Source organism: Nocardia sp. FDAARGOS_372 (assembly GCF_002554515.1).
Classification (GTDB): domain Bacteria; phylum Actinomycetota; class Actinomycetes; order Mycobacteriales; family Mycobacteriaceae; genus Nocardia; species Nocardia farcinica.
On the sequence record NZ_PDDW01000001.1, the window covers coordinates 6,289,051 to 6,309,416 of the forward strand.

Consider the following 20,366-nt stretch of genomic DNA (forward strand, 5'->3'; position numbering starts at 1 on the left):
GAGGCCGGGCGACAACCCACGGATGCGGAGGCTCGACGGTGAAGCATGTGCACGCCGGGAAGGTGCGTGACCTGTACGAGGACGGCGACACCCTGCTGCTGGTCGCCTCGGATCGGGTCTCGGTGTACGACGTGGTGCTGCCCACGCCGATCCCCGGCAAGGGCGCGCTGCTGACCCAGCTGTCCAACTGGTGGTTCGAGTTCTTCGCCGACATCCCCAACCACATCGTGTCGGCCACCGACGTGCCCGCCGAGTTCGCCGGTCGCGCGGTGCGGGTCAAGCCGCTGCGCATGGTGCAGGTGGAGTGCATCGCGCGCGGCTATCTCACCGGCTCGGGCCTGAAGGAGTACCGGGCGAGCGGCACCGTCTCCGGGGTGGCGTTGCCGCCCGGGCTGCGCGACGGCGACAAGCTGCCCGAACCGATCTTCACCCCGACGAGCAAGGCGTCCGAAGGCCACGACGAGCCCATCACCTTCGCCGACGTGGTGAACCAGGAGGGCCGCGAGGTGGCCGAGTTGCTGCGCGAGCGCACCCTCGAGATCTACCGCCGCGGCGCCGAGCACGCCGCGGGCAACGGCGTCCTGATCGCCGACACCAAGGTCGAATTCGGCTGGGACGGTGACGTGCTCACCCTCGGTGACGAGGTGCTGACCTCCGACTCCTCGCGGTTCTGGCCCGCCGATCAGTGGGAGCCGGGCCGCCCGCAGCCCTCCTTCGACAAGCAGTTCGTGCGCGACTGGGCCACGTCCACCGGCTGGGACAAGGAACCGCCCGGCCCGGAGATCCCCGCCGACATCGTCGAGGCCACCCGGTTGAAGTACCAGGAGGCCTACGAGCTGATCACCGGACGGGAATGGTCCTGATCGCCGCGTAGCCGGTCGGCGAGCCGGTCGAGGTAGGGGCGTTGCCCGGCGACGAGCTTGTCGTGCGCGGTGGGCAGGTCGAACCAGTCGACCCGGTCGATCTCCGGGAAGGTCGCGGTGCGGCCGGACCGGGGCGGCCACTCCATCTCGAACGTCCCGGGCACCACCTCGGCCGGGTCAAGGTCGCCGGCCACCGCCCAGGCCGTGAGCACCTTGCGCCCGCGTCCGCTGCCGTAGCGCACCTCGCCGAGGGGAATCCAGGGTCCCTCCGGGACCGGGACGCCCAGTTCCTCGGCGAACTCCCGGCGCGCGGCGACCGTGGACTCCTCCGCGTCCGGCTCGTACTCGCCCTTGGGTATCGACCACGCGCCCGCGTCCTTGCGCGCCCAGAACGGCCCGCCCATGTGCCCGAGCAGGACCAGCACCGTGCCGTGCTCGTCCCGCCGGAACACCAGTACCCCCGCGCTGTGTCTGTCCGTCACACCGGCAGTCTGCCGCACCCCGGTGTCAGGTCCCGCACGCCGGGGAGGTGGCCTGCGCGTTGGCGAGCATCTGGCAGGCCCAGGCGAGCTGGAGTTTCCAGCGGCCGCCCTCGGCGAACCCCCCGACGCGGCGGGCGAATAGCGGCGGGCGGTGCGATACTCCCGGTGCACAACACAGGGAGGCGGGTACATGAACCGCACGCGCACCGGGACGTGGCTGCTGGTCGGAACGGCCGCGGGCGCCGTCCTCGGGCTGGCCGTCACCGTGCAGGTCCTGGACTGGATCGCCATCTTCCGCGAGACCGGTGGCTCCTGCGGCACCAGCCGCGGCATCAGCTACGGCGACTGTCCCCGCTACTGGGGCACGCTCTTCGGCACCTCGCTCGCGGCCCTCATGGTCGCCGTCCCGGTGCTGATCTTCGCGTTGATCCGGGCCAGGAGACGCGGTGCGTCGGCCGCGGTGGTGGCCGCCGTCGTCGCCGTGTACCCGGGCGTGCTGATCTTCGACGCCCTGCACGGCGAAACCCTGCCGGTCGCCTGGTCCGCGCCCGCCGACCGGGCCGCCGACACCGAGACCGCCGGGTTCTGGCACACCGGCGACACCGTGGTCCGCGCCACCGCCGCCGGGCTCACCGCCTACGACACCGCGACCGGCGCGCAACGCTGGACCACCACCTTCCCCGGCCGCGACGTGGTGTGCGCGATGAGCCGCGGCGCGGACGGCGTCGGCCTGGTCGCCACCCACGCCGAGACCGCGCCCTGCGCCCGCGTCGCCGCCGTCGATCTCGCGACCGGTGGCACGCTCTGGGAACTGCGCGAGACCGAACTCGCCGACGGCGCCGACGTGCTCGCCGTGCTCGACGACGCGGCGATCCTGGTGGGCGAGAAACAGATCCGCGCGGTCGGCCGTGGCGACGGCGCGCCGCGATGGCAGTACCCGTTGCCGGAGCGCACCTGCGGGAGCCCCCGGCTGCTGGCGGGCAGCCACGCCGTCGTCCTGGTGCACCGCTGCGACACCGACACCCACGAACTGCACGCCCTCGACCCGCGGACCGGCAACCTCGCCTGGCAGGCCGGCGTCCCGTTCGAGGGCGCCCGCACCGTCATCCCCGTCTCGGCCGACCCGCTGGTCGTGCACGTCGCCGAGAGCGGCAAGCGCGCCCGCTCGGCCTTCGCCGCCTTCGACCGGACCGGGCGGCTCACCGCCACCATCCCCACCGACGACCCCGAACTCCCGATCTCGTCGATCGGCGGCACCGCCTTCGCCGCCACACCGATCACCAGGACGGTGGTCACCCCGACCACCCTCGTGGCCGTCGCGCGTCCCGCGGGCGGGCGCGGCTACCGCCTGGTCGCGCACGAGCTGGCCACCGGCGCCCGGCTGTGGACGGGCGATCTCCTCGCCGACGACCCCGACGCCCTCGCCCTCGACGGCGACCGCGTCCTGGTCTGCTACGACGAGGCCAGGGTCCTCGGCCTCGGCGCCGCCGACCTGCGCAGCGGGGCGGACTCCCACGTCGGTGTCGCCCTGATCCGGCACGTCCACTCCAGCTTCGCCGTCCTCACCGCACCCGGCCGCTACCTGGTCGTGTCCGCCGACGGCCGCAGCCCGTACCACCCGGTGCAGGCGGTCGCGGCCGGCCGGTAGCGCGCGGGCACGCTCAGTCGCGGCGGCGGTGCCGCAGTTCGGCGGCCCGGAGGGTGAGGTAGTCCCGTTCCGGGATGCTGGTGGTGCGCCGGGCGGCATCGGTGTAGGCCGCGACGGCGTCCTCGTCGGCCCCGGCCATGTCCAGCAGGTGCGCGCGCACGGCGGAGAGCCGATGGCTACCGGCGAGATCCGCGGCGAGCGTCTCGGTGATCGCCAGGCCCGCCTCCGGGCCGTGCACCATCGCGACCGCCACCGCGCGGTTGAGCGCCACCACCGGGCCGGGGGAGAGCCGTTGCAGCACGTCGTAGAGGGCGAGGATCTTCGGCCAGTCGGTGTCCTCGGCGCGCGGCGCCTGGGCGTGCACGGCGGCGATCGCGGCCTGCACCTGGTAGGGGCCGGACAGGCCGTGGGCCAGGGTGGCGGTGACGAGGCGGATGCCGGCCATGATCTGCCGCCGGTCCCACCGCGCGCGGTCCTGCCGGTCGAGCGGGACCAACTCGCCGTGCGGCCCGGTGCGGGCGGCGCGCCGGGCGTCGGTGAGCAGCATCAAGGCCAGCAAACCCGCGACCTCGGTGTCCTCCGGCAGCAGCCGGTGCATGGCACGGGTGAGCCGGATCGCCTCGGCGGACAGGTCGGCGCGCTGCGGCCGGTCGCCGGAACTGGGGGCGTGCCCCTCGGTGAAGATCAGGTACAGCACGTGCAGCACCGTGCCGACCCGTTGCCGCCACTGCGCCCGATCCGGTCGGGCGAACGGCTGCTGCACCGCGGCCAGCCGCTTCTTCGCGCGCGAGATCCGTTGCGCCATGGTCGCTTCCGGCACCAGGAAGGCGTTGGCGATCTCGGCGGTGGTCAACCCGCCCACCGCGCGCAGGGTCAACGCGATCGCGCCCGCCGTGGGCAGTGCCGGATGGCAGCACAGGAAGAACATCGCGAGGGTGTCGTCGCGGTCGACGGCCGCCGCGTCGGGCACCTCCCGCTCGAACACCGCCGTCTCCCGGCGCCTGCGGGCCGATTCGGCGCGCACCGTGTCGACGTACCGGCGCTGGGCGACCTGGATCAGCCAGCCGCGCGGATTCTCCGGGATGCCGGCCTCGCGCCACTGGGTCGCGGCGGCGAGCAACGCCTCCTGCACCGCGTCCTCGGCGGTGTCGAAATCGCCGAACCGGCGCACCAGCACGCCCAGGACCTGCGGCGCCACGGTGCGCAGCAGGTCCTCGAGCGCGAGCGTATCCGCGTCCGGCTTCACTGCGCGGGCGCGCTCATCACCGGCCTGACCTCGATGCGCTCACCGATCGGCCGCCCGCCCGGTCCCGGCGCCGCCGAGGCCTTCGCCGCGATCTCCACCGCGCGCTCGGGACCGTCCACGTCCACGATCAGGTAGCCGGCCAGGAACTCCTTGGTCTCCGGGAAAGGGCCGTCGGTCACCACCGGCGCGGTCCGCCCGTCGCTGGACACGATCCGCGCCTGCTCCGGTCCCGCCAGTCCCTGGGCATCGACCAACTCGCCGGACTTCGCCAGCTCCGCCGTCAGCGCCCGCTGGAAATCGATGTGCGCGGCCACGTCTTCCGGCGCCCACTCGGTGATCGGCGTATCGCAGAACTCGGCGGGCCCGTAGGTCTTGATCAGGATGTACTTCATGCTCGTCTCCTCACTGCCGGACACGCCCCCGCGGCGCGTCCATCCTTCGGTCGGTGCCGTCGGCCGCGCATCGACACATCCGAGCACACCATTGACGTGACGTGAATCACATGGGTTGGGTGGGGTCGGCGAGCTGGTCGGGATCGACCGGGGTGGCGGAGGTGATCAGTTCCTTGATGCGGTCGGTGACATCCCAGACGTTGACGTTCATGCCCGCGAGCACCCGGTTCTCCGCGTCGAGCCAGAACGCCACGAACTCGCGGTCGGCCAGGCTGCCGCGGACCACCACGCGGGCGGTGCGGTCGGCGGTGGCGTAGCCGGTGTACTCCATGCCGAGGTCGTACTGATCGGTGAAGAAGTAGGGGAGCCGGTCGTATTCGGCCGCCCGGCCGAGCATGGTCGCGGCGGCGACGGCGGGCTGGTTGAGCGCGTTGGCCCAGTGCTCCACGCGGATCCGGCCCCCGAGGCGAGGGTGGTCCTGTTCGGCGATGTCGCCGACGGCGACGATGTCGGGGTCGCTGGTGCACAGGCTCGCATCCACCAGCACGCCGGTGCCCACCGCGAGCCCGGCATCCGCCGCGAGCGCGATGTTCGGCGCCGCACCCACCGCCATCAGGACGGCGTCGGCCGCCACGGTGCCGCCATCGGCCAGCGCCAGTCCGGTCACCGCGCCGTCGGCCCCGGTGGTGACGGCGTCGAGGCGCGCGCCCAGCCGCAGGTCGACGCCGTGCGCGCGGTGCAGGTCGGCGAACACCGCGCCCATCTCCGGGCCGAGCGGGCCCATCAGCGGCTGCGGCGCGGTCTCCACGACGGTGACCGCGCAGTCGGCGGCCCGCGCCGCGGCGGCCACTTCGAGCCCGATCCAACCCGCGCCGACGATCGCGAGCCTGCCGCGCGCGAACAGCCCGGCCAGCGCCCGCGCGTCGTCGATCGTGCGCAGTGTGTACACCCCGGGTGCGTCGGCGCCGGGCACCGGCAACCGCCGCGGCGTCGAGCCCGTGGCCAGCGCCAGCTTGTCGTACGGCAGGGCCGAACCATCGGGCAGCGTCACCGTTCGCGCGCGCGGGTCGAGCCCGGTGACGGTGGTGCCGAGCAGCAACTCGACGTGGTGATCGCGGTACCACTGCGCAGGCTCGACCGTGAAATCGGGTAGTTGCTTCTTGCCGAACAGGAACTCCTTCGACAGCGGTGGTCGCTCGTAGGGCAGGTGTTCCTCCGCGCCGATCAGGGTGATGCTGCCCGGGAAGTCGGCCGCGCGCAGCTCCTGCGCCAGCTTCGCGGCCGCCAGACCGCCACCCACGATCACGAAACGCCGATCCGAGGTCATCGCGAACTCCTTCGCCGCCGGCTGGGACTCGTGCTCATGAGCGTACTGTCACCAGGGCTTTCGGCGGCTCGGTTCGCCCGAGCAGCAGCCGGGAACGAAACGCGGCCCGCGATGGTTGGCACCGGATGACGCGGGCGCGCTCCGCCGCGTCCACCCACTGATCGAGAGGAATCGACTCGTGACCGAGACGGGCAAGAAAGACGTCGCCGATTTCTGGTTCGACCCGCTGTGCCCCTGGTGCTGGATCACCTCCCGCTGGATTCTCGAGGTCGAGAAGGTCCGCGACATCGAGGCGCGCTTCCACGTGATGAGCCTGGCCGTGCTCAACGAAGGCCGTGACCTGCCCGAGCAGTACGCCGAGCTGATGCGCAGCGGCTGGGGCCCGGTGCGGGTCGCCATCGCCGCCGCCCAGCAGCACGGAGACAAGGTGCTCGCCCCGCTCTACACCGCGATGGGCACCCGCATCCACGACCGGCGCGCCGACTACGAGCGCGGCAGCACCGAGGAGACGCTGCGCGCCGTGATCGCCGACGCGCTCGCCGAGACCGGCCTGCCCGCCGAGCTGGCCGCCGCCGCGGACAGCACCGACTACGACGAGGCCCTGCGCGCCTCCCACCACGCCGGCATGGACAAGGTCGGCCCCGACGTGGGCACCCCCACCATCCACGTCAACGGCGTGGCCTTCTTCGGCCCCGTGCTCTCCCGCATCCCGCGCGGCGAGGACGCGGGCAAGGTGTGGGACGGCGTGGTCGCGCTGGCCTCCTACCCGCACTTCTTCGAACTCAAGCGCACCAGGACCGAGGACCCCGCCTTCGACTGACGCGCCCGCGGGTGCCGCCCGCCCGGCGGCATCCGTTGTCAGCCAACCGGTTTCGGCGGCAGACCGGGTACCTCGCCGTAGGGCACCGGGACCGGTGGCTGGTGCCCGGGCCGCGGGCTCGGCCGCCAGAACAGTTTGCCGTGCCTGCTGCGGTCGCGCAGCGCCCACATCCGCCAGGTCAGCACCGGATGCGAGGACAGCGCGTTGACCAGCCACACGAAACCGCCCTTCTCGGTCGCGGCCCGGTCGGCCATCTCGTCGAAGCCGACCACGGTGTTGAGGTACTTGCCCGCCGCCAGTGTGCCCATCGCCGCGGGCGCGCCGGTGTGCCGGTGGCAGTAGCCGTGGTTGTCGGCGGTGTACTCCTGCGCCCGGATCAGCGCGTTGCCCAGGATCGGCAGGAACGGCACCAGGAACATGCCCAGCTGGCGCCAGTAGGAGGTGTGGCCCGCGGCGATGTGGCCGACCTCGTGCCCGATGATGAACGCGAGCGCGTCGGGTTCGCGTGCCGCACCGCCGATTTCGAACAGATCGCTGTAGACCACCACGAACCGGCGGAACCCGTGACCGGAGGCGAACGCGTTGATCTGGCCGTTGCCGAGCACCACGTACGCGTCGGGCACCGTCGTCATGCCGAACCGCGCCGCCGCCTCGGCCACCATCCGGTAGCCCTCCGGGAACTGGGTCGGCGACATCTTCACCCCGTTCACCCGCTGCGTCGCGTAGTTGATGCCGCGCCCGGCCCAGACCAGGGCGGGCGCGAAGACCAGCAGCAGCAGGTAATCGTTCAAGGTGGCGCCGGACAGGACCGCGTCGACGAACAACGCCAGCGCGATCAGGTACACCAGCGCCGTGACCACCACCACGACCACCAGCAGCGGGATCTCCCAGCTGTGCAGGGCGGGCCTGCCCCAGGGCGAGAGCCCGCGCGGCTGCTGCGCGGGCGGGACGGGCGGGCCGCCGTAGGTGTTCGGGTACGGCGAATACCCGGTGGGTGCGGACGGCACGCCCCATGCGCCGGTGGGGGCGAAGGGCTCGGCGGGCGGTCCGGCGTGCGGCTGCGGCGTCGGTTCGTGCGGGTGCATACGTCGAACTCTATTCACGACGGGCGGGCGGATCCGGGCGCCGACGTCCGCGCCCGGCCCCGATCCCCACCCGAAACCGGCCGCCGACGACCTGACACAATCCCTGCCATGCGCGTATACCTGGGTGCCGACCATGCCGGTTTCGAACTGAAGAATCACGTCAAGGCTCATCTGGAGCAGGCGGGCCACGAGGTCGTGGACTGCGGCGCGCTCGAGTACGACGCCCTCGACGACTACCCGGCCTTCTGCATCGAGGCCGCGCGCCGCACGGTCGCCGATCCGGGCAGCCTCGGCCTGGTGTTCGGCGGCAGCGGCAACGGTGAGCAGATCGCCGCCAACAAGGTGCCCGGCGCCCGCTGCGCGCTGGCCTGGAGCGTGGAGACCGCCAAGCTGGCCCGCGAACACAACAACGCGCAGCTGATCGGCATCGGCGGGCGCATGCACTCCACCGAGGAGGCGCTGGCCATCGTCGACGCCTTCCTGGCCACCCCGTGGTCGAACGAGGAGCGCCACCAGCGCCGCATCGACATCCTCGCCGAGTACGAGAAGACCGGCGTGGCCCCCGCGGTGCCCGCCTACTGAGCACCGCCGCGACGACATGCCGGAAGGGCACACCCTGCACCGGCTCGCCGAGCGGCATCAACGGGTCTTCGCCGGCGGGCCGGTGCGGGTGTCCAGCCCGCAGGGCCGCTTCGCCGAGGGCGCCGCGCTGGTCGACGGGCGCGTCCTCGCGCGCTGTGAGGCGCACGGCAAACACCTGCTCCACCATTACGAGCACGGGCCGGTCGTCCACGTGCACCTCGGCCTGTACGGCAAGTTCTACGACGCGCCCGTGCCGATGGGGCCGCCGGTCGGCGAGGTGCGGATGCGGATGGTCGGCGCCACCGAGGGCACCGATCTGCGCGGTCCGGCCGCCTGCGAGGTGCTGACCCCGCCCGAGGTCGACGCCCTGCTCGCGCGGCTCGGCCCCGACCCGCTGCGTGCCGACGCCGATCCGGATCGGGCCTGGCAGCGGATCCGTCGCTCGCGCAGGCCGATCGGGGCGCTGCTGATGGACCAGCGGGTACTCGCCGGGGTGGGCAATGTCTACCGCGCGGAAGTGCTCTTCCGGCACGGCATTTCGCCCTACCGCCCGGGCGTCGACCTCGACGCCGGGGAGTGGAAGGCGATCTGGGCCGACCTCGTGGACCTCATGCCGATCGGTGTCGAGACCGGCCGGATGCATGTGGTGCGTCCGGAACACGATCACGGCGAGCCCTCGTACGCACCGGACCGTCCGCGCACCTACGTCTACCGTCGCCCGGGCGCGGGCTGCCGGGTGTGCGGCTCACCGATTGCCCACGCGGTGCTCGACGGGCGGAATCTGTTCTGGTGCCCCACCTGTCAGCCGCGCTGACCGGCGCGCGGGACGGGGGCGCCGTGGGCCGGCGAGCCGCGTGCCACGCCCTCCGACACGCCGGTCGTCCGGCCCCTCAACCGGCGACGGCCGCGCCGATCCCCGGTTCGTCGGTGCCCGAGAAGACGAAGCGCCGCCCGCCCGCCGTCTTCGCCGAGTACATCGCGCGATCGGCGCGCCGCAGCAGATCGGTGAAATCACACGGCACCCCCGGCGGATCGAAGGCGGTGCCGACACTGGCCGAGACCGGCACGGGCCCCGCGGAGGACCACACCGGATCCCGCAGCGCCGCCACGATCCGGTGCGCGATCTCGGCCAGCGAGTCGCCGTCGCGGTTGACCGCGAGCACGAATTCGTCGCCGCCGTAGCGGCAGATCACCGTGTCGGGCGGGCAGACCTCGCGCAGCCGGTTGGCCAGCTCCACCAGCACCTCGTCGCCCACGGCGTGCCCGTAGCAGTCGTTGATCTGCTTGAACCGGTCCAGGTCGATCAACAGCAGGCCGACACAGCTGGTGGGATCGGCCGCCATCTGACGCACCCGGTCCTGGAGCAGCGTGCGGTTGGCGAGATCGGTGAGCGCGTCGTGGGTGGCCTCGTGCCGCAGCCGATGTTGCAGTGCGGCGATCTCCTGTACCCGCCGCGACACCTTCGCCGACAGGTTCTGCTCCTGCTGGGCCAGCGCCCGCTCCTGCAGCGCCTGCGCATAACTGTCGATCGCCTGGCTGGCCACGAAGGGCCAGCGGGTGGCGACCAGCGAGCCCGGCCGCCCCGAGGGGAAGCCGAGCAGCCAGCGGCTGGCCTGGGCCAGCATCCTGGTCCGCTCGAACGGCGGTTCGGCCAGCCGGGCGCCGAGCAGGCGCGCGGCGGGGACGGGGAACGGTTCGCTCCTGGCCAGGTGCAGCAGGTGTTCGACGATCTCGATGAGGACGGGCTCGAGCTGTTGCGGCGTGGTGTGCGAGCCCGGCTCGGAGCAGACCGCCCGCGCCCAGGCACGACACATCGCGGCCACCGGCGGTTCCATGTCGGTCGCCATCGCGCTCACCGGCTGCTGGTTACGTCGGTACCCAGGTGCCCTGTGCGCGCACAGGTGCCGGTCTCACCCCGTTCAGTACTGCTACGCGGTTGTGTCCACCAAGCCTGGCGCACGTTCACCGCCCCCTTTCCAGATACCCCCGTCCGGCAAAAGGATCCTAGCAAGCCGCCCGCCCCTGAAAAACGCCGTTCTACAACGAGTTTTCCTTGATGTGGGATGACGTTCGGTATGACATCGTCACAGCGGCGCGGACGTTACATCCGATGACGCATTCGCTGGAGAGTCGCCGCGGACACGCCGTGAATGTGCTGATTCACCGCGTCGGGTCGACGATTCGCGTGCGCGCCGGCCCGGTGCCGCGCGCGGGCGCGGCAGCGGCGCGCGGATTGACACCTGTTCCAGCGGTCGCGCGCCGGGGCAGGGGCGATTGGCGCAAGCCGATCGGCATTCGGTACAGTCGGTGCGCACACGACATCGTGGCGATCCCATCGGTGTCGTATGCTCGCGGGCGTAGTTCAATGGTAGAACCTCAGCCTTCCAAGCTGATGGTGCGGGTTCGATTCCCGTCGCCCGCTCCACGAACGTTTCATCCTCGTCGGCGGCCGCGGCCACCGCGAGGCCACGGGGTGTAGCGCAGCTTGGTAGCGCATCCGCTTTGGGAGCGGAGGGTCGCAGGTTCAAATCCTGTCACCCCGACCATCTTTCGATTCCGCCTGGATCGGGCGGCAGGCTCGCGTATTCTCGCCGGACGCGGCGTTCTTTCCCGGCGTTCTTCCTCGGGGTTCTTCCGGCGGCATTCGTCCTCGTGAGGGGGCCGGAAATGTGGCGAGGCGGTGAGGGCCGCTGGCGCGGTCTCACCGCCTCGTACAGCGAAGCGGCCGGCTTGGGCGTTACCGGTACCGCCTCAGGGATCCGAGGCTCGCTCGGACACGTCGAGCGTAATGGCCGAGGGGGCGGTGAGGACACCGCTGTTGTGCATCGGTTCGATAACGCAGTTTTGCGTTCGCCATTCTGCGCCTGGGTCAGCGGTGCGGTCAGCGGCTCGGCTCGGGCCAGGTCCAGTCGGCGACCACGGGGATGTCGGCGCCGTGCTCGCGAGTCCAGGCCCGGGCCCGCCAGCGCGCGTCGACCATCTCCTGCCGCAGCCCGGCCGCCGTCTCGCGCAGCCCGGGCACCCGGTCGATGACGTCCATGACCAGGTGGTAGCGGTCCAGATCGTTGAGCATCACCATGTCGAAAGGCGTTGTGGTGGTGCCCTCCTCCTTGTACCCGCGCACATGCAGGCCGTCGTGGTTGGTGCGGCGGTAGGTGAGCCGGTGGATCAGCCACGGATAGCCGTGGAAGGCGAAGATGATCGGGCTCGCGGTGGTGAACAGCGTGTCGAACTCCCGGTCCGGCAGCCCGTGCGGATGCTCCTCGGCGGGCAGCAACCGCATCAGATCCACCACGTTGATCACCCGAACCCGCAACCGCGGCAGGCGATCCCGCAGGATGGCGGCCGCCGCCAGCGTCTCCAGCGTCGGCACGTCGCCCGCGCAGGCCAGCACCACATCCGGGGTGGTGCCCGGATCGTCGTTGTGGCAGGCCCATTCCCAGATGCCGAGACCGCGCGCGCAGTGCACGGCCGCCTGCTCCACCGACAACCAGTCCTCCTGCGGCTGCTTGCCCGCCACCACCACGTTCACGTAGTGGCGCGAGCGCAGGCAGTGGTCGTAGGTGGAGAGCAGGGTGTTGGCGTCCGGCGGCAGATAGACGCGCACGATCTCGGGCTTCTTGTTGAGCACCACGTCCAGGAAGCCCGGGTCCTGGTGGGTGAAGCCGTTGTGGTCCTGGCGCCACACGTGCGAGGAGAGCAGGTAGTTCAAGCTCGCCAGCGGCCGCCGCCACGGCACCGCGGCGCTGGCGTCGAGCCACTTCGCATGCTGGTTGAACATGGCGTCGACGATGTGGATGAACGCCTCATAGCAGGTGAACACCCCGTGCCTGCCGGTGAGCAGGTAGCCCTCCAGCAGGCCCTGGCAGATGTGCTCGGAGAGCACCTCGATCACCCGGCCGGACCGGTCCAGCGCCACGTCGTACTCGCCGACCTCGGCCTGCCAATCGCGCCCGGTCACCTCGAGGATGTCCTGCAGGCGGTTGCTGGCCAGTTCGTCGGGGGCGAAGGTCAGGAAGTTGTGCGGGTTGAGCCGGGTCACCTCGCGCAGCCAGCCGCCGAGCACCCGGGTGGCCTCGTGCGTGCTGCCGCCGGGCGTCTTCACCTCGACACCGAACTCGCGCCAGTCGGGCAGCCGCAGGTCGCGCACCAGCGCCCCGCCGTTGGCGACCGGGTTCGCGCTCATCCGGCGGTCGCCCTCGGGCGCCAGGGCGAGCAGTTCGGGCACCGGCCTGCCCCGATCGTCGAACAGTTCCTCGGGACGGTAGGAGCGCAGCCACTGCTCGAGGACGGCGCGGTGGCCGTCGTCGGTGCGGGCCGCGGGCAGGGGCACCTGGTGGGCGCGGAAGGTCCCCTCGACCCGGTCGCCGTCGACCACCGGGGGACAGGTCCAGCCCTTCGGCGTGCGCAGCACGATCATCGGCCAGGCCGGGCGGCTGCCGTCGGCCCCGCCGCGGGCGGCCCGCTGGATCTGCGCGATCCGGTTCATGCAGGTGTCCATCGCCGCGGCCAGCCGCTGATGCACCACGCCCGGATCGTCGCCGGCCACCACGATCGGCTCGTGGCCGTAGCCTTCGAGCAGGTTGATCAGCTCCGGTTCCGGGATGCGGGCGAACAGCGTCGGGTTGGCGATCTTGTACTCGTTGAGCGCCAGGATCGGCAGCACCGCGCCGTCGCGACCGGGGTTGAGGAACTTGTTGCCGTGCCAGCTCGTCGCCAGCGGGCCGGTTTCGGCCTCGCCGTCGCCGATCACGCAGAACACCGTCAGGTCGGGATTGTCCAGCGCCGCACCATAGGCGTGCAGCAGCGAATACCCGAGTTCGCCGCCCTCGTGGAAGGAGCCCGGCGTCTCCGGGGCGCAGTGGCTCGGCACGCCGCCGGGGAAGGAGAACTGGGCGAACAGCGCGGCCATCCCCTCGCCGTCGCGCGGGATGTGGCTGTACAGCTCGGAGTAGGTGCCCTCCAACCACGCGCAGGCGTTCGGGCCCGGCCCGCCGTGACCGGGCCCGGCCACGAAGACCGCGTCCAGCCCGCGCTGCCGGATCACCCGATTGGCGTGCGTCCACACCAGATTCAGTCCGGGCACCGTGCCGAAGTGCCCGAGCAGCCGCGGTTTGATGTGCTCGGGCCGCAGCGGCTCGGTGAGCAACGGGTTGGCCATCAGGTAGATCTGGCCGACCGACAGGTAGTTGGCCGCGCGCCACCAGGCGTCCAGCGCGGCCAGTTCCGCGCGGTCCAGCGGCCCGGCGGCCTCGGTGAGCTCGTAGGGCACCGGCGCGACGGTCCGTCCGCCGTGCGCGCCGACGTTGTCGGCCGAGGTGTCGCCCCCGGCGCTGGCCATCTGGGTCATTCGCGGACTCTCCTCACGTGGGAAACCACCACCGCCCCGCGATCCCGGCCGAGACCGCGATCACGGTCGTGCACGTCTCGGTTGGCTGGCCTGATCGCGCCGTCGGCGTCGGCGGCGCGCACCGGCCAGCGTACCCATCGGACCGGTGCCGGGCAGTGCTCGCGACGTGGCGCGGGGCCACTCGCGGACATCTCGGGCGGGCACCGCGGGCGGCGGTGGTCTAGGGTCCGCCGCATGCAGACTCTCGCCAGGATCATCGGGATCGGCGCCGTCACCGTGGCCGCCTGCGCCCTCACCGCGTGCGGCTCCGACGACGACAGCGCCGCCGCGACCTCCGCCACCACCGCGCCCGCCGCGAGCACGCAGACCGCGACCCAGCCGAACGCGGCCCAGCCGAACGCGGCCCAGCCGAAGCACGGGCGCGAATGCACCGCCGCCGACATCGGCGTCACTGGCGGCTTCGGCGACAACCCCACCATCACCATCCCCGGCGACTGCGATCCGCCCACCCGGCTGATCGTCGAGGACCTGGTCGAGGGCAGCGGGCCCGGCGCGGCCGCGGGCCAGGAGCTGACCATGAACTACTCCCTGGTCACCTGGTCGGACAAGCAGAAGCTGGACAGCTCCTTCGATCGCGGCAAGCCCTTCCAGCTCACCCTGGGGGCGGGCCAGGTCATCCCCGGTTGGGACCAGGGCCTGGTCGGCGTGCAGGAGGGTGCGCGCAGGCTGCTGATCATCCCGCCGGATCTGGGCTACGGCGCGGGCGGCAACGGCGTCGCGCCGAACGAGACGCTGGTCTTCGTCACCGACGCGGTGCGCGTCGGGCAGTGACCCGCGCGCGCCGGAGCGCACCGGGTGGCGGGCGATTGCAGCCCGCCGCCCCCGGTCAACTACCCTGGTCGGGATGCGTCACGCGCACCCCGGCCGGGAGTCGCGCCTGGAACCCCGAACGAACAACGAACCAAGGAGCATGTCCGTGAAGAGCACCGTCGAGCAGCTGAGCCCGACCCGGGTCCGGATCAACGTCGAGGTGCCCTTCGAGGAACTGAAGCCGGACTTCGATCGCGCCTACAAGGCCCTGGCCAAGCAGGTTCGTATCCCGGGCTTCCGCCCGGGCAAGGCCCCCGCCAAGCTCCTCGAAGCCCGCCTCGGCCGCGGCGCGATCCTCGAGCAGGTCGTCAACGACGTGCTGCCCGCGCGCTACAGCGAGGCCGTGACCACCTCGGAAGTCAAGGTCATCGGCCAGCCCGACATCGAGATCACCAAGATCGAGGACGGCCAGGAGTTCGCCTTCAGCGCCGAGGTCGACGTGCGGCCCGAGATCGCGCTGCCCGACTACGCCGACCTCGAGGTCACCGTCGACGCCTTCACCATCGGTGACGAGGACATCGAGGAGCAGCTGAACTCGCTGCGCCAGCGCTTCGGCACCCTCACCGGCGTGGAGCGCCCGGTGCAGGAAGGCGATTTCGTCTCCATCGACCTGTCCGCGACCGTCGACGGCCAGGAGGTGCCCGAGGCGTCCACCACCGGCCTGTCCCACGAGGTCGGCTCGGGGCAGCTGATCGAGGGCCTGGACGAGGCGCTGATCGGCCTGTCCGCCGGTGAGTCCAAGGAGTTCACCTCGACGCTGGTCGCCGGTGAGCACGCGGGCAAGGAAGCCGTCATCACCGTCACCGTGCAGTCGGTCAAGGAGCGCGAGCTGCCCGAGGCCGACGACGAATTCGCCCAGCTGGCTTCGGAATTCGACACCCTCGAGGAGCTGAAGGCCGACCTGCGCAGCCGCGTGGAGCGGGTGAAGAAGGTGCAGCAGGCCGGCGAGATCCGCGACAAGGTGCTCGAGGCGCTGCTGGAGAAGACCGAGGTGCCGCTGCCGGAGAAGGTCGTGCAGGCCGAGATCGACGCCGTGCTGCACGACGCGGTGCACGGCTTCGACCACGACGAGGCCAAGCTGGCCGAGGCGCTCGAGGCGCAGGGCTCGAGCCGCGAGGAGTTCGACAAGGACACCAAGGAGGCGGCCGAGAAGTCGGTGAAGACCCAGCTGCTGCTGGATGCCATCGCCGAGGCCGAGGGCACCCAGGTGGGCCAGGAGGAGCTGACCGAGCGCATCCTGTTCCAGGCCCAGCGCTACGGCATGGCTCCCGAGCAGTTCATCCAGCAGGTGCAGCAGGCAGGCCAGCTGGGTGCCGTCTTCGCCGACGTGCGCCGCGGCAAGGCGCTGGCCGGGGTGGTCGGCAAGGTGAAGGTCACCGACTCCGAGGGCAACACCGTCGACACCGCCGAGATGTTCGGCGAGCCCGCCGCCGAGCCGGAGCAGGCCGACGCCGCGCAGGCCGGCGACGCCGAGAAGGCCGCGGCCGATTCGGAATGACCGAAGGTGGCGCGCGATGACGCGCCACGTTCCGCTGTGAGCGAAGAGGGGCGGTACCGGGAGTTCGGTGCCGCCCCGCTTCGTTAATGTGTGTGACGACGAACCAGTGATGGCTGTGCCGGACGGCTGCACGAGCCGGTGAGAAGAGAAGGCAGGTATCCGTGACAAAGAACCAGGCAGGGGTCATGACATCCGCGACTGCTGGTCTCAACCTCAGTGATTCGGTGTACGAGCGCCTGCTGCGTGAGCGCATCATCTTCCTCGGCACCCAGGTCGACGACGACATCGCCAACAAGCTGTGCGCGCAGATTCTGCTGCTCTCGGCCGAGGACCCGACCCGCGACATCTCGCTCTACATCAACTCCCCGGGCGGCTCGGTGACCGCGGGCATGGCCATCTACGACACCATGCAGTTCGCCGAGTGCGACATCCGCACGGTCGGCATGGGTCTGGCGGCGTCGATGGGCCAGTTCCTGCTCACCGCGGGCACCAAGGGCAAGCGCTACGCCCTGCCGCACGCGCGCATCATGATGCACCAGCCCTCGGCGGGCATCGGCGGCTCCGCGGCCGACATCGCGATCATGGCCGAGCAGTTCGCCCACACCAAGCGGGAACTCAACGAGCTGCAGGCGCTGCACACCGGCAAGTCGGTCGAGCAGGTCACCGCCGACGCCGACCGCGACCGCTGGTTCACCGCGCAGGAGGCGCTGGAGTACGGCTTCATCGATCACGTGATCAGCCACGCGAACCAGGCCAACGGCATAGGCGGATAGGCGGCGGCCGGACCGCCCCTCACAGCCGTCGATTGAACACACAGACTTTGGAGACGAAATGGCTCTGATCGACCCCCGCGCCGGGCTGTCCGGCATCGCGCCGTCCTCGCCGCAGGCGCGCTACATCCTGCCTTCGTTCATCGAGCACTCCAGCTTCGGTGTCAAGGAGTCCAACCCGTACAACAAGCTGTTCGAGGAGCGCATCATCTTCCTCGGCGTGCAGGTGGACGACGCCTCGGCCAACGACATCATGGCCCAGCTGCTGGTGCTCGAGTCGCTGGATCCCGACCGCGACATCACCATGTACATCAACTCGCCCGGCGGCTCGTTCACCTCGCTGATGGCGATCTACGACACCATGCAGTACGTGCGCGCCGACGTCGCCACCGTCTGCCTCGGCCAGGCCGCCTCGGCCGCGGCGGTGCTGCTCGCGGCGGGCACCCCGGGCAAGCGCGCCTGCCTGCCCAACGCCCGCGTGCTGATCCACCAGCCCTCCCTCGAGGGCGGCATCCAGGGTCAGGTCTCCGACCTCGAGATCCAGGCCGCCGAGATCGAGCGCATGCGCAGGCTGATGGAGACCACGCTGGCCCGCCACACCGGCAAGGATCCCGACACCATCCGCAAGGACACCGACCGGGACAAGATCCTCACCGCCGAGGACGCCAAGGAATACGGCATCATCGATACGGTGTTCGACTACCGCAAGCTCAGCGCACAGAAGTGAGCCGGGCTCGCCGTCGCCGCGCATCCGGCCGGGCGACACGCCGTGTGGCGTGCCGCCCGGCCGGTGCCGGAAACGGCCTGCGAACGGTGGAATATCGCCGCCGCCGTGAGAACTCGCACAACCCCGGCGAGAAACATGCTCGAGTTGTCGACCTCCGTCGCGCACACCGGGTACGGTCGACCTAGGGACCTTTGCTCTGGGTCGACGGCATGCTCGCCCCCGCCGGAACAGCTTCGTGGTGTTGTGATACACCCGAGCCGGGCGGATGGCCGGGCGGCCCGGACGGACGGTTGCACGCGGACAAGGAAGTAGGGACCCACGAGATGGCGCGCATCGGAGACGGCGGCGATCTGCTGAAGTGCTCGTTCTGCGGAAAGAGCCAGAAGCAGGTCAAGAAGCTCATTGCGGGACCAGGCGTGTACATCTGCGACGAGTGCATCGATCTGTGCAACGAGATCATCGAGGAGGAGCTCGCCGAATCGAGCGAGGTCAAGCTCGACGAGCTGCCCAAGCCCGCCGAGATCCGTGAGTTCCTGGAGAACTACGTGATCGGCCAGGACGCCGCCAAGCGCACGCTGGCGGTCGCGGTCTACAACCACTACAAGCGCATCCAGGCCGGCGACAAAGGTCGCGACAGCCGGGGCGAGACGGTGGAGCTGACCAAGTCCAACATCCTCATGCTCGGGCCCACCGGCTGCGGCAAGACCTACCTCGCGCAGACGCTGGCGAAGATGCTGAACGTGCCGTTCGCCATCGCCGACGCGACCGCGCTCACCGAGGCGGGCTACGTGGGCGAGGACGTGGAGAACATCCTGCTCAAGCTGATCCAGGCCGCCGACTACGACGTCAAGCGCGCCGAGACCGGCATCATCTACATCGACGAGGTCGACAAGATCGCCCGCAAGAGCGAGAACCCGTCGATCACCCGCGACGTCTCCGGCGAGGGCGTGCAGCAGGCGCTGCTGAAGATCCTGGAGGGCACCCAGGCCAGCGTGCCGCCGCAGGGCGGGCGCAAGCATCCGCACCAGGAGTTCATCCAGATCGACACCACGAACGTGCTGTTCATCGTGGCGGGCGCGTTCGCCGGTCTGGAGAAGATCATCTCCGATCGCACCGGCCACCGGGGTATCGGCTTCGGTGCCGAGGTGCGGTCCAAGGCCGAGATCGACACCACCGATCACTTCGCCGACGTGATGCCCGAGGATCTGATCAAGTTCGGCCTGATCCCCGAGTTCATCGGCCGCCTGCCGGTCGTCGCCTCGGTGACCAACCTGGACAAGGAATCGCTGGTCAAGATCCTGTCCGAACCGAAGAACGCGCTGGTCAAGCAGTACATCCGGCTCTTCGAGATGGACGGCGTGGAACTGGAGTTCACCCAGGACGCGCTCGAGGCGATCGCCGATCAGGCCATCCTGCGCGGCACCGGTGCCCGCGGCCTGCGCGCCATCATGGAAGAGGTCCTGCTGCCGGTGATGTACGACATCCCCAGCCGCGACGACGTCGCCCGGGTGGTCGTGACGGCCGACACCGTCAACGACAACGTGCTGCCCACCATCGTGCCCCGCAAGCCGCAGCGCCCCGAGCGGCGCGACAAGTCGGCCTGAGCCCGGCGCGTGCGCTACCGTTCGGTCCCGGTGAATATCGCTGGGACCGAACGAATTTCGAGGTGTAACTCGTCGCTCGATCGGGTACTCCGTGCGCGGGCCGGCCGGGGTCGGCCCGGCTGCGGGCGCGGTGCCCGAAGCGTTCAGCCGCGCCGGTTCGTCCCGGCGCCACGGCCACGGGATCCTCATGTCGATGGCAGCTACTCCCCGCGTGCGGGTGTCGGTGACCACGCCGAGTGATGCGGTGACGCTGTGTGCGGTGGCGGGGGAGGTCGACCACTTCTCCGCCGACGAGTTCCGCGCCCAGCTGCTGACCGCGCTACGCCCCGGCGTGCCCGGTCTGGTGATCGACCTGTCGCGGGTGGCGTTCTTCGGTGTCGCGGGCCTGCACGCCCTGTTCGAGGCGCGGGCGCTGGCCGAGGACGCCGACATCCGCGTGCGCGTGGTGACGGGGCCGCCGTGCGTGACCCGGCTACTGGACATCTCGCGGCGGCTGGCCCACGCGCCCGAACCGGGCTTCGAGGTGGTCCACAGCCTGGCCGACGCCCTGCTCGAGACCCGCTGACCGGCTCCGGGACGGGCCGGCTCCGAGACGCGCGACGCCGCGCGACCCGAGGGGCGCGCGGCGTCCGGGGTGTCAGGCGGGCTCGGCCCGCATGTCCTGTTCGGGGTTCCAGTACGCGCGCATGCGGACGATCCTGCCGTCCTCGTCGAACTCCATCACGTCGATCGGGGTGACCGTGAAGCGCTGGTCACCGTGGACGGTGACGACGTCGAACATGAACGCGGCGTGATTGCCCGCGATGCGGACGGTGTCGGTTCGCAGCTCCGTCGAGCGGTCGAGGGACTCGAACACCGAGTAGAACTCCCGGATCGCCTCGTGCCCGCGCCGGAGCGGCGTTCCGATCGGGTCCTCCACCGTGGCGTCCTCGGTGTAGAGGTCGACGATGCCCTGGGTGGGGCCCGAGCCGACGAGTTCGACGTAGCGCTCGATGGTGTCGCGAATCTTCTGTGTCATGGCAACCTCTGCAGAATTGAAACGTGTTTCAGTTCGGAGGCTAGCAGGGTGCCGGTGTGTGGTTGGGCAGTACGGCGCGGCGGA

Annotated in this window: 19 protein-coding genes and 2 tRNA genes; 13 read left to right on the forward strand and 8 right to left on the reverse strand. The window is 70.9% G+C overall.

What is annotated here, in order from left to right; genetic code table 11:
* Positions 1-38 precede the first annotated feature (38 nt).
* Positions 39-863 carry a phosphoribosylaminoimidazolesuccinocarboxamide synthase gene (locus CRM89_RS29115; RefSeq protein ID WP_041559924.1) on the forward strand — a complete coding sequence of 275 codons (825 nt, stop codon included), beginning with the start codon at positions 39-41 and terminating at the stop codon, positions 861-863.
* Here CRM89_RS29115 and CRM89_RS29120 read toward each other — a convergent pair.
* Positions 830-1,345 carry an NUDIX domain-containing protein gene (locus CRM89_RS29120; RefSeq protein WP_086840883.1) on the reverse strand — a complete coding sequence of 172 codons (516 nt, stop codon included), beginning with the start codon at positions 1,343-1,345 and terminating at the stop codon, positions 830-832. The genes CRM89_RS29115 and CRM89_RS29120 overlap by 34 nt on opposite strands.
* Positions 1,346-1,535: 190 nt before the next feature.
* Between CRM89_RS29120 and CRM89_RS29125 the strand changes: the two genes are divergently transcribed.
* On the forward strand, positions 1,536-2,993 hold the full coding sequence (locus CRM89_RS29125; protein ID WP_098086811.1) for a PQQ-binding-like beta-propeller repeat protein: 1,458 nt from the start codon (positions 1,536-1,538) through the stop codon (positions 2,991-2,993).
* A 13-nt stretch (positions 2,994-3,006) separates the two neighbouring features.
* On the opposite strand, the gene CRM89_RS29130 is transcribed toward CRM89_RS29125, so the two are convergent.
* The 3 genes from CRM89_RS29130 to CRM89_RS29140 all read right to left on the reverse strand — a co-directional run bounded on the left by CRM89_RS29130 (position 3,007) and on the right by CRM89_RS29140 (position 5,958).
* Positions 3,007-4,239, reverse strand: a complete 1,233-nt coding sequence (locus CRM89_RS29130; protein WP_098086812.1) for an RNA polymerase sigma factor — start codon at positions 4,237-4,239, stop codon at positions 3,007-3,009.
* Entirely contained in the window at positions 4,236-4,631 is a 396-nt protein-coding gene (locus tag CRM89_RS29135; protein WP_011207853.1) for a YciI family protein, read from the reverse strand. The genes CRM89_RS29130 and CRM89_RS29135 overlap by 4 nt, the downstream gene beginning before the upstream one ends.
* Before the next feature lie 106 nt (positions 4,632-4,737).
* Positions 4,738-5,958 carry an NAD(P)/FAD-dependent oxidoreductase gene (locus CRM89_RS29140; RefSeq protein WP_098086813.1) on the reverse strand — a complete coding sequence of 407 codons (1,221 nt, stop codon included), beginning with the start codon at positions 5,956-5,958 and terminating at the stop codon, positions 4,738-4,740.
* 178 nt (positions 5,959-6,136) lie between these two features.
* Between CRM89_RS29140 and CRM89_RS29145 the strand changes: the two genes are divergently transcribed.
* Complete coding sequence (locus CRM89_RS29145; RefSeq protein ID WP_098086814.1) at positions 6,137-6,778, forward strand: DsbA family protein; 642 nt, start codon at positions 6,137-6,139, stop codon at positions 6,776-6,778.
* A 38-nt stretch (positions 6,779-6,816) separates the two neighbouring features.
* Here the strand turns inward: CRM89_RS29145 and CRM89_RS29150 are convergent, their stop codons facing one another.
* Positions 6,817-7,863 (reverse strand): M48 family metallopeptidase, encoded by a 1,047-nt coding sequence (locus tag CRM89_RS29150; protein ID WP_098086815.1) that lies wholly within the window; start codon positions 7,861-7,863, stop codon positions 6,817-6,819.
* 108 nt (positions 7,864-7,971) lie between these two features.
* On the opposite strand from CRM89_RS29150, the gene CRM89_RS29155 reads away from it, so the two are divergent.
* Together CRM89_RS29155 and CRM89_RS29160 are read left to right on the forward strand one after the other, a co-directional pair.
* The gene (locus CRM89_RS29155) at positions 7,972-8,445 is read left to right on the forward strand and encodes a ribose-5-phosphate isomerase (protein WP_011207857.1); all 474 of its coding nucleotides are present in this window, start codon (positions 7,972-7,974) and stop codon (positions 8,443-8,445) included.
* A gap of 16 nt (positions 8,446-8,461) precedes the next feature.
* Complete coding sequence (locus CRM89_RS29160; protein WP_086850812.1) at positions 8,462-9,259, forward strand: Fpg/Nei family DNA glycosylase; 798 nt, start codon at positions 8,462-8,464, stop codon at positions 9,257-9,259.
* Positions 9,260-9,335: 76 nt separating this feature from the next.
* On the opposite strand, the gene CRM89_RS29165 is transcribed toward CRM89_RS29160, so the two are convergent.
* Positions 9,336-10,292 carry a GGDEF domain-containing protein gene (locus tag CRM89_RS29165; RefSeq protein ID WP_011207859.1) on the reverse strand — a complete coding sequence of 319 codons (957 nt, stop codon included), beginning with the start codon at positions 10,290-10,292 and terminating at the stop codon, positions 9,336-9,338.
* Between the two features lie 504 nt (positions 10,293-10,796).
* On the opposite strand from CRM89_RS29165, the gene CRM89_RS29170 reads away from it, so the two are divergent.
* Positions 10,797-10,870: transfer RNA gene (locus tag CRM89_RS29170), tRNA-Gly, on the forward strand.
* A gap of 44 nt (positions 10,871-10,914) precedes the next feature.
* Positions 10,915-10,991, forward strand: a tRNA-Pro gene (locus tag CRM89_RS29175).
* Between the two features lie 335 nt (positions 10,992-11,326).
* Here CRM89_RS29175 and CRM89_RS29180 read toward each other — a convergent pair.
* Positions 11,327-13,795, reverse strand: a complete 2,469-nt coding sequence (locus CRM89_RS29180; protein WP_216641990.1) for a phosphoketolase — start codon at positions 13,793-13,795, stop codon at positions 11,327-11,329.
* 234 nt (positions 13,796-14,029) lie between these two features.
* Between CRM89_RS29180 and CRM89_RS29185 the strand changes: the two genes are divergently transcribed.
* The 6 genes from CRM89_RS29185 to CRM89_RS29210 all read left to right on the forward strand — a co-directional run bounded on the left by CRM89_RS29185 (position 14,030) and on the right by CRM89_RS29210 (position 19,829).
* The gene (locus tag CRM89_RS29185; RefSeq protein WP_098086816.1) at positions 14,030-14,626 is read left to right on the forward strand and encodes an FKBP-type peptidyl-prolyl cis-trans isomerase; all 597 of its coding nucleotides are present in this window, start codon (positions 14,030-14,032) and stop codon (positions 14,624-14,626) included.
* Positions 14,627-14,771: 145 nt separating this feature from the next.
* Positions 14,772-16,163 (forward strand): trigger factor, encoded by a 1,392-nt coding sequence (gene tig / locus CRM89_RS29190; protein WP_060593481.1) that lies wholly within the window; start codon positions 14,772-14,774, stop codon positions 16,161-16,163.
* 185 nt (positions 16,164-16,348) lie between these two features.
* Positions 16,349-16,936: an ATP-dependent Clp protease proteolytic subunit gene (locus tag CRM89_RS29195; protein WP_011207863.1), complete on the forward strand. Its 588-nt coding sequence runs from the start codon at positions 16,349-16,351 to the stop codon at positions 16,934-16,936.
* Between the two features lie 58 nt (positions 16,937-16,994).
* On the forward strand, positions 16,995-17,660 hold the full coding sequence (locus tag CRM89_RS29200) for an ATP-dependent Clp protease proteolytic subunit (RefSeq protein ID WP_011207864.1): 666 nt from the start codon (positions 16,995-16,997) through the stop codon (positions 17,658-17,660).
* Between the two features lie 323 nt (positions 17,661-17,983).
* Complete coding sequence (gene clpX / locus CRM89_RS29205) at positions 17,984-19,264, forward strand: ATP-dependent Clp protease ATP-binding subunit ClpX (protein WP_011207865.1); 1,281 nt, start codon at positions 17,984-17,986, stop codon at positions 19,262-19,264.
* 193 nt (positions 19,265-19,457) lie between these two features.
* On the forward strand, positions 19,458-19,829 hold the full coding sequence (locus CRM89_RS29210; RefSeq protein WP_228786648.1) for an STAS domain-containing protein: 372 nt from the start codon (positions 19,458-19,460) through the stop codon (positions 19,827-19,829).
* Between the two features lie 72 nt (positions 19,830-19,901).
* Here CRM89_RS29210 and CRM89_RS29215 read toward each other — a convergent pair whose 3' ends face one another.
* The gene (locus CRM89_RS29215) at positions 19,902-20,282 is read right to left on the reverse strand and encodes a nuclear transport factor 2 family protein (protein ID WP_060592834.1); all 381 of its coding nucleotides are present in this window, start codon (positions 20,280-20,282) and stop codon (positions 19,902-19,904) included.
* Between the last annotated feature and the right edge of the window lie 84 nt (positions 20,283-20,366).

What these genes read in the sequence shown, in the direction of transcription:
- CRM89_RS29125 (WP_098086811.1), top strand. Translation starts at nt 1,536, where the DNA reads ATGAACCGCACGCGCACCGGGACGTGGCTGCTGGTCGGAACGGCCGCG.
- CRM89_RS29135 (WP_011207853.1), bottom strand. Translation starts at nt 4,631, where the DNA reads ATGAAGTACATCCTGATCAAGACCTACGGGCCCGCCGAGTTCTGCGAT.
- CRM89_RS29140 (WP_098086813.1), bottom strand. Translation starts at nt 5,958, where the DNA reads ATGACCTCGGATCGGCGTTTCGTGATCGTGGGTGGCGGTCTGGCGGCC.
- CRM89_RS29150 (WP_098086815.1), bottom strand. Translation starts at nt 7,863, where the DNA reads ATGCACCCGCACGAACCGACGCCGCAGCCGCACGCCGGACCGCCCGCC.
- CRM89_RS29155 (WP_011207857.1), top strand. Translation starts at nt 7,972, where the DNA reads ATGCGCGTATACCTGGGTGCCGACCATGCCGGTTTCGAACTGAAGAAT.
- CRM89_RS29160 (WP_086850812.1), top strand. Translation starts at nt 8,462, where the DNA reads ATGCCGGAAGGGCACACCCTGCACCGGCTCGCCGAGCGGCATCAACGG.
- CRM89_RS29165 (WP_011207859.1), bottom strand. Translation starts at nt 10,292, where the DNA reads ATGGCGACCGACATGGAACCGCCGGTGGCCGCGATGTGTCGTGCCTGG.
- CRM89_RS29180 (WP_216641990.1), bottom strand. Translation starts at nt 13,795, where the DNA reads ATGACCCAGATGGCCAGCGCCGGGGGCGACACCTCGGCCGACAACGTC.
- CRM89_RS29185 (WP_098086816.1), top strand. Translation starts at nt 14,030, where the DNA reads ATGCAGACTCTCGCCAGGATCATCGGGATCGGCGCCGTCACCGTGGCC.
- CRM89_RS29195 (WP_011207863.1), top strand. Translation starts at nt 16,349, where the DNA reads ATGACATCCGCGACTGCTGGTCTCAACCTCAGTGATTCGGTGTACGAG.
- CRM89_RS29200 (WP_011207864.1), top strand. Translation starts at nt 16,995, where the DNA reads ATGGCTCTGATCGACCCCCGCGCCGGGCTGTCCGGCATCGCGCCGTCC.
- clpX (WP_011207865.1), top strand. Translation starts at nt 17,984, where the DNA reads ATGGCGCGCATCGGAGACGGCGGCGATCTGCTGAAGTGCTCGTTCTGC.
- CRM89_RS29210 (WP_228786648.1), top strand. Translation starts at nt 19,458, where the DNA reads ATGGCAGCTACTCCCCGCGTGCGGGTGTCGGTGACCACGCCGAGTGAT.
- CRM89_RS29215 (WP_060592834.1), bottom strand. Translation starts at nt 20,282, where the DNA reads ATGACACAGAAGATTCGCGACACCATCGAGCGCTACGTCGAACTCGTC.